The following is a 14,816-nucleotide window of genomic DNA, read 5'->3' as shown; positions in this document are numbered from 1 at the left end:
ATAGTAACTTAATTATAATAATGAATGAAAATATAATATTTTAATTAATAAAAATAATTTAAACATGATATAAATAGATGTGTGTAAAAGAGAGAATAAATTGCTTAAAGTAAATAAAAAAATAAATTTAAAAAATACTTATTTTAAAATATAAATGATAATAGAATATAAAGTATAATTTAAAATATAATATAAAATATAATATAAAATAACTATAGAATGTTAAATAGATAAAATTTTGAAAATAAAAAACATGATGAAAATAATAAATATAATTAAAAGAACAAAAATGATAAAAAAAATTGATAAGAGGTATTTATGATAGTTTATTCCAAAGAAATTAAAATTACTGAAAGTATAAAAATGGGAAATAAAAATCCTTTAATATATATAATTGGTCCATGTGTACTTGAAGATGAATATATCCCTTTGAAAATTGCTGAGAGATTAAAAAAAATAGAGGAAAAATATAAAATTAGTTTAGTTTATAAATCCTCTTTTGATAAGGCTAATAGAACTTCTTTAAAATCTTTTAGAGGAATTGGACTTGAAAAAGGATTAAGAATATTTGAAAAAATAAAAAGGCAGTTCAATTTTCCGATTATAACGGATATTCATTTGCCTGAACAGGCTCGAATTGTTGCTGATGTTGTTGATATAATTCAAATACCTGCTTTTTTGATAAGACAAACAGATTTAGTAACATCTGCTGCTAAAACAAAAAAAGCATTAAATTTAAAAAAAGGGCAATTTTTATCTCCATGGGAAATGGAACATGTTGCAAAAAAAGTAAAAGATTCAGGAAACGACAATTTTTTTATTACAGAAAGAGGGACTTTTTTTGGGTATAATAGATTGGTAAATGATTTTAAATATTTTCCTGACTTAAAAAAAATTGCTCCACTTTGTTTTGATTCAACACATTCATTACAATTACCTGGAATTAAAGGAATATCAGGTGGAGAACCCAAATATGTTGATAATTTGACATTTGCAGCAACAGCTTCTTTTGTAGATGCACTATTTTTTGAAACGCATTTTTCAAGAGAACAAGCTAAATCTGATTCAACCAATTTAATTTTAATAGATGACCTAGAAGTTTTAATTGAAAAAGTAGAGAAGATATCACATTTTTTACGTTCAAATATCTTTTAATTTTGTATTTGAAAAATAAAATAATGCTTTTTTTAATTTTTATGGTTTTAGTTTTATTAAATATTTGTTAGTATGAATAAAAAGAAAAGGGGAATAAATTTGGATTTTGTTAAAATAGCTAAGGATGTATTAAAAAGTGAAGCAGAAAGTTTGTTAAAACTTTCTAATAATATTGATAATAATTTTAATGAAGCAATAGAAATTCTTTATAATTGTAAAGGTAAGGTTATTTTAACAGGTGTTGGAAAATCTGGTCATATTGCAAGTAAAATCGCTGCTACTTTTTCTTCAACAGGAACACCTGCATTTTTTTTAAATCCTATGGAAGGAATGCATGGTGATATTGGTGTAATAATGGAAAAAGATGTTATTATTGCTATTTCAAAGACAGGAGAAACTGAGGAATTATTAAATATTCTTCCTTATCCAAAAAGATTAAATATACCAATTATTGCTATAACTACCGGAAAAGAATCATCATTAGCTAAACTTTCTGATATAGTTTTGTTACTTCCTAATGTAAAAGAAGTTTGCCCTATGAATCTTGCTCCAACAACTTCAACAACAATGACTTTAGCATTAGGAGATGCTTTAGCAGTTGCTTTAATGGAAAAACGAAATTTTAAAAAAGAACAATTTGCAATGTTTCATCCTGGTGGTTCTTTAGGACGACAGTTAAAAAAAGTTTATGAGGTAATGACTCCAAAATCTGAATTTGCAATTGGCCATGAAAATATAACAATTAAAGAAGCCTTAGAACTAATTATCAAAAAAAACAAAGGGTTGTGTGTTTTTGTTAATAATAAGGATGAAATTACAGGTATATTAACAGATGGTGATTTAAAAAGATTATTATTAAAAGTTGATAATCTTTTAGATAAAAAAGCTAAAGATGTAATGATTAAAAATCCTAAAAAAATTAACAAAAATTCTTTTGTACTTGAAGCAATTGAAAAAATGGAAGGGAAATACACACAATTAGTTGTTGTAGATGATAACAACAAACTTAGTGGAGTAATCCATATCCATGATATTTTGTCAAAAAAAGTTATTTAGTAGTTAATTAAAAATATATCAATGAATAAAATAATTTTTAAGAGAAAATGGTGAAAAAGATGTCAAAAAAAATATTAATAGTTTTTTTAATAATTTTAATTATTTTAATTTATCCTTTTTATAAAACATTTAGTAACAATTATGAAAATTCAGAATTAATATTAAATTATTTTGCTAAATTTGAAAATCAAATAGATAAAAAATATAAATTTTCTGAAACAGAAGTAGGATTTTATAAAGAATATTTGTCAGGTGATTATAAATATTTCATAAAAGCTAATGAAGCGTTTTTAGAAAAAAAGAAAACTTTTTCTATAAAATTAAAAAAAGGTTTTATTAAATCTTACAAAAATAATCAACCTTTCTTTTTTGCAGAAGCTGATAATGTGATTTTTGATAATGTTAAATCACCAAATATTATTTATCTTAAAGGAAATGCAGATCTAAGTTTATTTGATGGAAAATTTATATTTCATGCAGATAAAATTATCTTTAATTTTGAAAATAACAATATTTATATAGATGGAGAAGTTCATCTTTTATACAATTATAATTATGAAATTTCTGGCGATACTGCATTAGTAGATATAAAAAATTTATTATTTAAAATTTATGGAAATATAGTTATAGATGCTTACGACTATTTATTATTTTCTAAAAATGAAATTATAAAAACAAAATTTTTACCAATTAGACTATTTTGTGAAAAAACTTCATTGGATTTCAAGAATAAAAATTATGTTTTTGAAAAAAATTTTAAATTAGAAAGTGATAAGCTAAACTTGAAAGCAGATTATTTTAATGTTAATAAAAATAATTTTTATTTTACAAATGTAGATCTTACTTATATGGACAATAATTCCAATCAAATTAAAATTAAGAGTATAAGAACCTCTATTTTAAATCAAAGTAATACCAGTGATATTGAATTAATTGATGGTAGTTTTTTTTATAAAAAAAATAGTTTCATTTTAACTAATTCAGGAAAATATACGAAATTTGAATTAAAATTTTTTAATGATAAAATTATTTTATATAAATATAATTTTATAAAATCTTCCATGAAAATTGAAAAAAATAATTTTTTGTTGGACTTCTCTGGTGATAATGGAAAATATAATAATGATTTTAAAGATCAATATATATATTTAAAAAATGGTAATATTAAATATGAAAATAGTAATCTAAAATATCTTTCTTCTGGAAATGACCTCAATATTGTGATTAATAATTTAAAAATTATAAATAAATTTAAATTATCTTTTAATTATTATAAAGATAAAAATAAAGAGATTTATTTTGAATCAAAAAAAGGTAAATTTTCTAATGAGAAAAGTTTAATTTTAAATGATAATGTTAGGTATAAAGATTACAAATCTAGAATTGCAATATCGTCAGATTATTTTAAAGAGATTTACAATAAAAATAATTTTATTTCAAAAAATTATGTTAATTTTTATTATTTTGATAATAAGATTAACCCAGACTGGCATTTTTCTACTGAAAACAAAAACAAATATAATATTTCTATATTTGCAAAATGTAATAAACTGATATATAATAATAATAGAAAAGAATTAGAATTTAAAAAAATTATAAACTTTGAGAATTTAAAGGATAAATATAGATTAGACAGAGGTGATTTAATCTGGAACAAGGATAAAAACTATTTTATGTTAAAAGAGATTAAGAATTTTAACAGTGAATTTATAAAACAATATCTTAATAATTTGAATTTTTCATATGCTATTTTAAAAGATGAGGGGAAAGTTTTATCAAGCATAAAAGATTTAAGAATAACTTTTGGAAAAAGATCAAATTATTCAATAAAAATAAATAATGGAAATTTTAACTTAATAGATGGTTTTATGATTTTTGGTGAATTTAATTTTAAATTATTAAATAAAAATTTATTTATAGGTGGAGATAGCGGAAAAATAGATTTTAAAAGTTCTCAAATACTTTTAGAAAATATTTATAATTTTAGAGTAAATGGTGAAAGAATAGTAACAGATGAAATTAAAATTAATTTTGATAGAAATATTATAAATTATTATAGTAAAGAAAATAATTATTCTATGGATATTGAATGAGTATAGAAATTAAGAATCTTGTTAAGAAATTTGGGAAAAAGGTTGCTGTTTCAGATGTTAGTTTTTATATTGAAAAAGGTGAAGTAGTAGGTTTGCTTGGGCCAAATGGAGCTGGCAAATCTACAACATTTTATATAATTGTAGGTTTTTTAAAACCAGATTCTGGAATGGTTGTATTTAATAATGCAGATATAACAAAATATCCTATGTACAAAAGAGCCAGACTTGGAATAGGATATTTACCTCAGCAACCTTCTGTATTTAGAAAAATGACAGTAGAAGATAATTTACTTGCTATTCTAGAACTTAAAAATATAAGTAAAAAGGAGAAATTTAAAATAAAAGATCAGCTTTTAGAAGAATTTGGTTTAAAGGATCTAGCTAAACAGTATGGGTTAACACTTTCTGGTGGAGAGAGAAGAAAAGTAGAAATAGCTAGAAGTTTAATTAATAATCCACACTATCTATTATTGGATGAACCTTTTGCTGGTGTTGATCCTATAGCTGTAAAAGATATTCAAAATACTATTAAGAAGATATCTGAAAAGGGAATAGGGATATTAATAACTGATCATAATGTAAGAGAAACTTTGAAAATTACAGATAGAAGTTATATAATTAATAAAGGAACTATTTTAATTCATGGTGATTCTGAAACATTAATTAAAAATGAAAAAGCAAGAGAGATTTATTTAGGGGAAGATTTTTATTTATGAGTGATAATTTTTATTCAATAGATCAAAATTTAGAGCAAAAACAAATTTTATCTCCTCAATTATATTTGCAGTTAAAAGTTTTAAGTTTAAATACATTAGACTTATTTCAATATCTAAAACAAAAAGAGGATGAGAATCCTTTTATTTCAGTTGAAACGAAATCTGATAATGTAAATAAAAATAAAATAAAAATTGAATATAATGAGGATGAACCATTTACAAATAGAGTTATTAAAAAAATTTTTGAACCTGATAATATTAAAACTTTTTTTGAAAATACAGTAATTTTCAAAAAATCAATAATAGATTATTTTGAAGAATATTTTAATATCTTTGAATTAACTGAAGAAGAAAAAATAAATGCATTAAGTCTTTTATTTTTTCTTAATTCAAATGGTATTCTAACCAAATCATTAGAAGATATATCAAAAGAGATAAATATTCCAGTTATTTCTTTAGAAAATGGAAAAGTTATTTTACAAAGTGTTGATAAAAAGGGGATTGGTTCTCAAAATTTAAAAGAACTTTTTTTAATTCAAATATATCTATCAGAATTTGATAAAAATTATGAACTGTTTAATTTTATTGAGAACCATTGGGATGATTTTATAAACAAAAGATGGAAAAAAATCGAGAAATTAGGAATAAAATTTGAAAAAATAAATGAATATAAAAAGGAGATAAAAAATATTGTTGATCTTAATCCTTTAAATGATTTTGATTTGACTCAATCCCAATATATTGTTCCGGATATAATAATAGAAAAGCAAGTGGATGATTTAAAAATAGTGCTTAATAATTTTTTTAATGTTAAATTAGATAAGTCATATAAAAAAATAAAGCTAAAAAATTCTGAAATAGTAAATAAAATAAGAGAGACAGAACAGATTGAAATTGCTTTAAATAATAGAAAAAAAATTTTACAAAAATTTATTCAATATTTTATTCTATACCAGCAAGAATTCTTTTTCAAAGGTCCAAAATATATTAAACCTATATCCCAGAAAGAATTTGCCAAAAAGATAGGAGTATCTATATCAACTATTTCGAGGATTATTTCTAATAAATATATTCAAACAGATTATGGAATTTATCCATTAAAGTACTTTTTTGAAGTAGTAAAGAATAAAAAATTAGGAGGTGAGCAAAAAGAATATTCTAAACAAAAAATTCTCAACGAGATCAAATCAATTATTGAAAATGAAAATCCTAAAAAACCTTATTCTGACCAAAAAATTTCTGAAATACTAAAAAGTAAAGGATTAAATGTAGCAAGAAGAACTGTAGCTAAATACAGAGAGATGCTTGGAGTTCTTCCTTCAAGTAAGAGAGTTCAACACCTTTAAAAAATTATTTCGATAAGGAGGCTTTATGAAGATTAATTATTTTTCACACAATTTAGAATTAACTGACGAATTAAAACACTACTTTGAAAAAAGAATATCTAAAATTAACATTTATGAGGATTTAATTAACAAAATTGATGTATATTTTGAATTAGAAAGATATATTAACAAAGTTGAAGTTATAATTGATTTTAGAAAAGGGAAGACAGTATATTTTATGAGTGTAGAAAATGATATGTATAAATCAATTGATAATATTATTGATAGAATTGAAAGAACTATTAATAAATATAAATCAAAGATTGTCCATCATAAAGAGGTTGTTTCACCAAAGTATTTATCATTTTATCAGAAAGATATTACCAAAGGTGAAGAAGTTTTAGAAAAAATTGACATGATTGACTTATATAAAAAACCATTATCTATTGAAGATGCAATTTTACAATTAGAATACAAAAAAAATAGGGAGTTTATTGTTTTCTATAATTATGATATTAATAATGGGGAAGATTTTATTCCTACAATTATATTTAAACAAAATAAAGAAAATTCATACATTGCATTTGAAAAAATTAGTGATAATGAAAATAAGCTAAAAAAATATGAATTAACAGGAGAAAAATATAATTTTAAAAAAATAAATGAAAAAGAAATTGAAATTAAAAAATCTACAATTGAAGATGTTTTAAATAAATTGAAAAATGAAGATATAATTGTATTTAAAGATAAAAAATCAAATGAATTATATTTTGTTTTCAATAGAACCAGTAATGATAAAAAAGGGATAATAAAAGTAGCATCATTCCAATAACATAAAAGTGATAAAGATACAATAAATAAAAATAGTGATTTAAAATTTATGAAGAAGATATTAGTAAGTGACTTTTTATATAATTTTAAAAAAAAATACCCCAAAGTTAACTTTACTGTTATAAATTATTATGAAAATAGTGAAAACTGGATTTCAAATGAAAATATTTGTAATCCTATTTATTATTTTATTGATGATGATTTTAAAATTAATGAAAAGGGGATATGTTTATTTGGAAATGATGAATATAAAATTTTTGAAAAAAATTTATCTGAAAATAATAAAAAGGAGAAACTGGAAAGTTTTTTTAAATATGATGTTCCATTAATTATTTTTTCAGATAATATAACACCAAATGAGATATTTGTACAATTAGTAAAAAAATATAAAAAAAATTTAATTATTTCTAAATCTAAATATTTTGAGTTATACAAATTATTAACTAATTATTTAGAGGATGTTTTTGCTCCTCAAGTTATTGTTCATGGTGATTTAATTGAAGTATTTGGTGTTGGTATTTTAATTACAGGAGAATCAGGAATAGGGAAATCTGAAACAACATTAGAATTAATTCAAAGGGGTCATAGATTAATTAGTGATGATATTGTAGTAATAAAGAGAATGGCCGGAGATTTTTTATTTGGTAGTGGCTCAAAAATAGCTCCTCATTTTATGGAAATTAGAGGATTGGGTATTATTAATGTAGGAAAACTTTTTGGTGTAAAATCAGTTAGAACTAAAAAAAAAGTTGAATTAGAAATTCATCTTGAAGATTGGGATAATCAAAAAAATTATGACAGATTAGGTATTTCCGAAAAGAAAAAGGAAATATTGGGAATTGAAGTTCCTTTTATTTTGGTGCCAGTTAGACCTGGAAGAAACCTTACATCAATTATTGAAACTGCAGCGTTAGATTTCAGGTTAAAAGGGATGGGAATAAATTCTTCAAAAGAATTTGACAAAATGTTAAGAGAATGGTTAAAAAAAGAAAAAAAAATTAATTTTATTGATATGGAGTGATCATGGAAATTAAAGAAGTACAAATTAAAATAAAAGATGGTGTACATGCACGTCCTGCAGCATTGTTAGTCCAAAAAGCAAATAAGTATAAATCCAGTATTGTTATTAAAAAAGATGATATTGAAGTTAATGCTAAATCTATTATGAATATTATGATGCTTGCTCTAACTTATGGAACTAAAATAAGTGTTATGGCAGATGGGGAAGATGAAAAAGAGGCATGCGATGATATTGTAACTTTTATAGAAAATGATTTTAAAGAAGGATAAAAAAATGAAATTAAAAGTATTCTTCTTTTTCCTTATTTTTATTTTATTCTTTCAAGTTATATATTCTCAGGAAACTGATTTTGTTTTAAATAATTCTACAAGCAAAAATAGATACACCTATGCAGATAATAATTTTTTTTATTTTAATTTAAATACAAATTATTATGGTCAACAACAATTTTATGATTATAATAATTCAAATTTTTATTTTGATAAAAAAGATCCATTATTTGCTGCAGCATTATCATGGTATGTTCCGGGTTTAGGTCTTCTTTATACTGAAAATTGGTTTAGAGGAATTATATATTATAGTGTTAGTAATTTTCTTTTATTTTATGCTTTTTCTCAAATAACTAATATTCAATATTCTTTACAGCAATTTTTAACTTTTAGTTTTAATTTTACTAATTCTTCAGATCAAATAAATAATTCTGAAAACATTGCAAAAGCAAGTGCTATATTTTTAGGATATATAGGGGTTAGATTGCTTTCTATTGTTGATTCAACTTTTACTGCATATCATTATAATATAATTAATGAAGATAAAATTATTGAGATTAAACCATCTCCTTTTATTGCAGCATTGTTATCCTGGCTTTATCCTGGTTTAGGGCAGTTTTATATTAAAGAGTATACTATTGGTTCAATATTTTTACTTTTTGATTTTATACAAAAAGGTTATTTATTTGGTTTAGGCATATCGAAACTTTATGGAAAAACTGATATTAATATCCCTTCAGATGAACAGATTCCTGAAATAAATTGGTCATCCTTAAGTTTAGAAAATAAAATTATTATAATATCTTATCTTTCTCTATATTTAGGAAATAGATTGTTTTCTTCAATTTTAGCTTATAAATCTTCTAAAATTAAATATTTAAAGAACAAAAGTACTTTTTATTTTATTCCTAAATTAAATTCTAACAAAGTAGAATTTAATTTTGTTTTTAATTTTTGATTGAATTATTTAATGAGTAAAAATGAGTAGTAAAAAAATTATAATTTTAATAATTACTTTTATATTAATATTACCATTATTAGTATTTGCTAAATCAATAGTTTCATTGCATCTTAGTAAAGAAGGAACCCTTTCAATAACTACTAATATTGAAGGTAAAATTACTTCTGTTATGACTGATAATTTGAAATCAGGGATTGAAGCAAATATAAAATATAATTTTTCTCTATATAAAAGAAATACAACTTTAGGTATATCAACTTTTTCTCTAGTTAACAGTAAAATAATTGAATACAATTTGAGATGGGATAATCTAAATTATAGTTATGTAATATATAATAATGAGAATAATTTTGAATTTTCTACATTAGCTGAACTTGAAGAATTTATTTTTAAACATGAATTTGATAATGTTTTTAAAATAGATAAAGAGGGGAAATATTTTGTAAAGTTAGATTTTTCTTTGGAAACCTTAAAATTAGTCCCTCCTTTTTCATTTATACTTATTTTTGTAAACATTTATAACATTAAAATTAATGATTTACAAAGTAATGACGTAAATTATGAATATTCAAAAAAAGTACAATAAAGAAAAAATTTTATCCTGGACAATAAGTTTTATTATTACTATTTTTGTAGGATTAGTAGGACTCTGGATACTAAATAAAATTCATTTTTTTGACCAGATTTCAAAAATTTATCTTATTTTAGGAATATTTGTTTTTGAGTTTTTTCTTTTTTTTCTTGTTATACAAAAAATAGTTTATCAATATTTTCAATATAAAAAGAAAATATTTGGTGAAATGTTTAAATATAAAATAATTACATATGTTATATTTAATCTTGGTATTATATTTTTTATATTTACTTCATTTATAATTTATTTTAATTTTAATAATCAAAGAAGATTTAATTATTATAAAATTAATAACTCTCTAGAAGTTAGTTATTCAATGATTATAAATTTGATATCAAAGGATAGAACTAGATTTCTTGATTATTCAAAAACAATTAATTCTATTTTGAAAAATTTGTATAAACCTAATAATGATAATAATAATAGCAATAATAATAATTCTGATATTGATTTATATCAAAATAAAATTTCTATATATAAAAATCTAATTCTTAAAAATAAAAATAATATATTAAATTTATTTAGACAATATAAAGTTATTTTGTTATTAAATGTTAATGCAGATAAAGAAATTGATGAAAGTTCAATTATTTATTTAAACAAAAATTATAGGCAAAATATTGAAAAATTTATTGAATATGGGAAACAGATAAAAATTAATAAATCTTTTATTAAAAACATTGATTCTCAATATTTTATTTTTGTAAAATCCTATGATTTTTTATATATTTTTTTTCCTGATCAAAATATTTATAAACTAAATGAAAAAATTTATCCTGGATATATAACTTTTAAATCAGAATTTTCTGTTTTTAAATATACACCGGTTCTTTATCTATTGTATTTTGCATTTCTTTTTATCCCTTTACTTTTTTTACAAATTTTTTTAACTATTGATTTTATAAATAAGTTAAATAGACCATTAAAGATCTTGTTAACAGGATTTGAAAAATTTGATGAAATAGAATTTAGTAAACTAAAAAATTATAAAATAAATGATGAGTTTTACTTCTTATTAAATAAGTTCAATTTAATGCAAAGGGAACTTAATAAAAATCGTATATATAAAAGATATAAAGATAGATATGATATTTATAAACTTGTTACTACAAAATTTGCACATGAAATTAAAAATCCATTAACTCCTATTACTCTATCTGCTCAGCTAATAAGAAAAAAATATCCTTATAAAGATAATTTTCAGGAATACCTAAATAAGAAAATTAATATTATACTTGAAAATTCTCAAATAATAAAAAATATTATTGAAAAGATATATAATTTTTCTGACTTAAAAAAAGAAGAAAATGCTATATTTAATTTTAACGAATTTTTACAGGATTTAAAATCTACATGGGATTCAGAGAAAATTAAAATTGATATAGAATTTAAATTTAATTTTGATATAAATATTAAAGGAAGTATAACAGATTTTTATTCTATTTTCAATAATTTGATTATTAATTCAATAAATGCATCTAATGGATTTTGTGAGATTAAAATTAAAGTTTCTATAACAAGTAATAAATACAATAACAATGTATCTAGTGAACAGAATAGCATCATATATGATGAGGAGACAAGAAAAAATATTTTTAATAATATTAAAAGTATAAATATCGATTATTATGATAATGGTCCTGGTATATCAAAAGATATTCAAAAATTTGTTTTTGAACCTTTTTTTACTACTAATATAAATGGTTCAGGATTGGGTTTAGCTATAATCAGATCTACATTAGAAAAATATAATGGTAAAATAAATTATATTGATGATTATGAGGGAGCTCATTTTAAAATTGTATTAGATTATAATAATAAATAAAAATTACTTTTACTTTTTATTAGGGAGTTGAAATGAATAATGAAAATCATGATGATAGTTTTGTAATAGCAATTTGTGATGATGAAAAAAATATTAGAGATTTATTTCGAGAAGTTTTAGAAGATGAAGGATATAATGTAGTAACTGCTAAAAATTCTGATGAGTTATTTAAATTAATTTCTCTTTATGATATTAAAATTATATTTCTTGATATAATTTTAGAAAATGAAAATGGTATAGATATTTTAGAAAAAGTTAAAAAAGAATTTCCTGATATTGAAATAGTTATAATATCAGGACATGGTACTATAGATTTAGCAGTAAAAGCAACTAAACTTGGTGCATTTGATTTTTTAAGCAAACCTGTAACAATTGATTATATTATACAGGCTGTTAAGAAAATAATTTATGTTAAGAAATTAAAAGATGAAAATATCAAACTTAAAGCAAGAACTTTATTAGAAGATGAATTTATAGGAGAAAGTGAAGAGATAAAAAAAATAAAAAAGATGATAAAGGTTGTTGCTCAATCTGATTCAAAAGTTTTAATAACTGGTGAAAATGGGACAGGAAAAGAGTTAGTAGCTAGATTAATACATCTTTATTCTCCAAGAAGAAACAATGAATTTGTTGAAATTAATTGTGCTGCAATTCCTTCAACATTAATTGAAGCTGAACTTTTTGGATTTGAAAAGGGTAGTTTCACAAATGCTGTTAAGACAAAAATTGGTAAATTTGAAATTGCAAATGGGGGAACTTTATTTCTTGATGAAATAGGGGATATGGGGATTGATACACAGGTTAAAGTTTTAAGAGTTATTCAAGATGGTAGATTTACAAGAATTGGAGGAGTTAATACTATAGCTGTAGATGTAAGAATAATTTCAGCTACAAACAAAAATCTTGAAGAAGAGATCAGAAATAATAAATTTAGAGAAGATTTATATTATAGATTAAATGTAATTCCAATTCATTTACCTTCACTTAGAGAGAGGAGAGAAGATATACCTCTATTAGTAAAATATTTTATAAAAAAATTAAAAGTGTCTGGAAATTTACGATTTAAAGATTTTACTGAAGATGCTTATTTATTTTTTAAAAATTATGATTGGCCAGGTAATATAAGAGAATTAAAAAACATAGTTGAAAGAGTAAATATATTATCAACAGTTGATTATATAGATTCAAAAGATCTTGAAAGTATCATTGTTAATACTAACAAAAATAAAGATTATGATATAAAAAATCAACCTTTGAAAAATTTAAGAGAAATGTTTGAAAAAGATATAATTGAAAACCGTTTAAAACAATTTAACTTTAATATTTCTAAAACTGCTAAATCTCTTCAAATTGAAAGAACAAATTTATATAAAAAAATAAAAAAATATAAAATTGACATAAATAATAATCAGGGTTAATAATTCAAAATAATGTTAATTGAAAAAATAATAAAAAAAAATTTACCTGAAAAAATACCAAATATTATATTTTTTAATAATTTCAGTGAAGATACATATGATATCATTAGTAACCTTTTAATTAATAGGGTAAATAAAGATAAAAGTTATGAGATAATAAAAATTATAAATAAAATTGATAATAATACATTAAAAGAGATTAATGATAAAATTATTGATATAAATTTTTTTGATAAGGGGAAAATTTTTATTATTTTTAATTGTTCAAATATAAAAAATTTGAAAAAAATATTTTCAAATAAAGAATATAAAAATCATTTCTTTTTTATTTTTATAAATTTTAAAAGCTATGAATTAAAGGAATTAAAAGGCTATCTAATAATTGAATACCCCAAAAATTTACAAATATCCAGAATAGTAATTGATTATTTTAATGAAAAACATATTAATATTCAAGATGATGTTATCAAAATGTTTGACACCTATTTTTTTGAATATAATATTGAATTGGAAAATATTCTGGAAAAAATATATCTATTTATTAAAGAGAAGAAAATCAACATTCTTGATAAAGAAATAGCAAAGCAATTTCTTTTTTTATCAAATCAAGTTGTTTATTTTGAGTTGTCAGAACTTTTTTTTAAAAAACAAATAAAAAAATTCATATTGTTATATAAAGAATTTGTATTACAACAAAATAGTTTTGAAAAATTTTTATATGTGTTTAGTAATGAGGTTAAACTATTATTAATAATTAGTTCATTAATTGAAAAAAATGATAATGAAAACTATATCCTATCAAATTTAAACAATATTGGAATTAATTATAGTAAATATAGATTAAAGTACGATAAAGTAAAAATTAATAATTTTGGACAAAAGAAATTGAAGGAATTATTTTCTTTTCTTTTATATTGTGATTATTCTTTAAGAAGGTATCAAAAAAATAATGTTCAGTTAATTTTTGAAGTTAAAATTCTTGATTTTAATAAATAAATTAATATTTTAATAAATAGATTAATTATTAATTATTCCAAAATATACTTTTATATAATTGTTATATGTTATAATTAAAAATCAAACATTTTAAAAATTTTAAATTTTCATTTTGATATTTTAAATTTATTATTCTTCAGGAATTTTTAAAATACTACCACTATAAATAAGGTCTGGGTTTTTTAGTCTATTCAGTTTTATTATTTTTGAATAATTTTTTAAATTAAATTTTCTTTTTATTTTCCATAATGTATCACCAAATTTTATAACATACAATTTATATTTGTTATAAAATGTGTAAAAAGAATCAAAATAGGAATATGTAGTTGTAAAATTATTTTTTCTATTGTTAACTACTTTAAGAGAAGCAATGTTGACCGAACTATTAAAAATTTTTGGCTTTACAATATTAAAATATTTATATGATAAAATAGATAAACTAACAATTATTAATGTAAAAATTAAAAAAATAAATATTAAAGGTATTTTCTTTTTCATATTAATATTATAAAACAA

The 14,816-nt window shown here is 21.1% G+C and carries 14 protein-coding genes; 13 read left to right on the top strand and 1 reads right to left on the bottom strand.

All coding sequences use genetic code 11. The annotated features are described in order from the left end of the window. Nucleotides 1-318: 318 nt before the first annotated feature. The 13 genes from kdsA to ACZ5EC_RS04305 all read left to right on the top strand — a co-directional run bounded on the left by kdsA (nucleotide 319) and on the right by ACZ5EC_RS04305 (nucleotide 14,300). Nucleotides 319-1,155, top strand: a complete 837-nt coding sequence (gene kdsA, locus ACZ5EC_RS04365; protein WP_464303742.1) for a 3-deoxy-8-phosphooctulonate synthase — start codon at nucleotides 319-321, stop codon at nucleotides 1,153-1,155. 99 nt (nucleotides 1,156-1,254) lie between these two features. Continuing rightward, on the top strand, nucleotides 1,255-2,211 hold the full coding sequence (locus ACZ5EC_RS04360; protein WP_464303741.1) for a KpsF/GutQ family sugar-phosphate isomerase: 957 nt from the start codon (nucleotides 1,255-1,257) through the stop codon (nucleotides 2,209-2,211). A gap of 59 nt (nucleotides 2,212-2,270) precedes the next feature. Further along, entirely contained in the window at nucleotides 2,271-4,304 is a 2,034-nt protein-coding gene (locus ACZ5EC_RS04355) for a hypothetical protein (RefSeq protein ID WP_464303740.1), read from the top strand. After that, nucleotides 4,301-5,020, top strand: coding sequence for an LPS export ABC transporter ATP-binding protein (gene lptB / locus ACZ5EC_RS04350; RefSeq protein WP_464303739.1), 720 nt, complete (start codon nucleotides 4,301-4,303; stop codon nucleotides 5,018-5,020). Before ACZ5EC_RS04355 ends, lptB begins: the two co-directional genes overlap by 4 nt. Then, on the top strand, nucleotides 5,017-6,366 hold the full coding sequence (rpoN, locus tag ACZ5EC_RS04345; protein ID WP_464303738.1) for an RNA polymerase factor sigma-54: 1,350 nt from the start codon (nucleotides 5,017-5,019) through the stop codon (nucleotides 6,364-6,366). The genes lptB and rpoN overlap by 4 nt, the downstream gene beginning before the upstream one ends. Nucleotides 6,367-6,391: 25 nt before the next feature. Next, nucleotides 6,392-7,177 (top strand): ribosome hibernation-promoting factor, HPF/YfiA family, encoded by a 786-nt coding sequence (gene hpf, locus ACZ5EC_RS04340; RefSeq protein ID WP_464303737.1) that lies wholly within the window; start codon nucleotides 6,392-6,394, stop codon nucleotides 7,175-7,177. 48 nt (nucleotides 7,178-7,225) lie between these two features. Next, the gene (gene hprK, locus ACZ5EC_RS04335; protein WP_464303736.1) at nucleotides 7,226-8,197 is read left to right on the top strand and encodes an HPr(Ser) kinase/phosphatase; all 972 of its coding nucleotides are present in this window, start codon (nucleotides 7,226-7,228) and stop codon (nucleotides 8,195-8,197) included. A 2-nt stretch (nucleotides 8,198-8,199) separates the two neighbouring features. Next, a complete protein-coding gene (locus ACZ5EC_RS04330) occupies nucleotides 8,200-8,466 on the top strand; it encodes an HPr family phosphocarrier protein (RefSeq protein WP_464303735.1) in 267 nt (88 codons plus the stop codon). Nucleotides 8,467-8,470: 4 nt separating this feature from the next. Beyond that, nucleotides 8,471-9,424, top strand: a complete 954-nt coding sequence (locus ACZ5EC_RS04325) for a hypothetical protein (RefSeq protein WP_464303734.1) — start codon at nucleotides 8,471-8,473, stop codon at nucleotides 9,422-9,424. 22 nt (nucleotides 9,425-9,446) lie between these two features. Beyond that, nucleotides 9,447-10,013, top strand: a complete 567-nt coding sequence (locus tag ACZ5EC_RS04320; RefSeq protein ID WP_464303733.1) for a DUF4390 domain-containing protein — start codon at nucleotides 9,447-9,449, stop codon at nucleotides 10,011-10,013. Beyond that, nucleotides 9,988-11,886, top strand: a complete 1,899-nt coding sequence (locus ACZ5EC_RS04315; protein ID WP_464303732.1) for an ATP-binding protein — start codon at nucleotides 9,988-9,990, stop codon at nucleotides 11,884-11,886. Before ACZ5EC_RS04320 ends, ACZ5EC_RS04315 begins: the two co-directional genes overlap by 26 nt. Nucleotides 11,887-11,918: 32 nt before the next feature. Continuing rightward, on the top strand, nucleotides 11,919-13,304 hold the full coding sequence (locus ACZ5EC_RS04310; RefSeq protein ID WP_464303731.1) for a sigma-54-dependent transcriptional regulator: 1,386 nt from the start codon (nucleotides 11,919-11,921) through the stop codon (nucleotides 13,302-13,304). Nucleotides 13,305-13,316: 12 nt separating this feature from the next. Further along, nucleotides 13,317-14,300, top strand: a complete 984-nt coding sequence (locus ACZ5EC_RS04305) for a hypothetical protein (protein WP_464303730.1) — start codon at nucleotides 13,317-13,319, stop codon at nucleotides 14,298-14,300. Nucleotides 14,301-14,429: 129 nt separating this feature from the next. Here ACZ5EC_RS04305 and ACZ5EC_RS04300 read toward each other — a convergent pair whose 3' ends face one another. Then, nucleotides 14,430-14,798, bottom strand: coding sequence for a LysM peptidoglycan-binding domain-containing protein (locus ACZ5EC_RS04300; protein WP_464303729.1), 369 nt, complete (start codon nucleotides 14,796-14,798; stop codon nucleotides 14,430-14,432). Between the last annotated feature and the right edge of the window lie 18 nt (nucleotides 14,799-14,816).

The organism is Exilispira thermophila (genome assembly GCF_055389015.1).
Note: the sequence above shows the minus strand (reverse complement) of the source record. Positions and strands in the feature narration are given on the sequence as shown.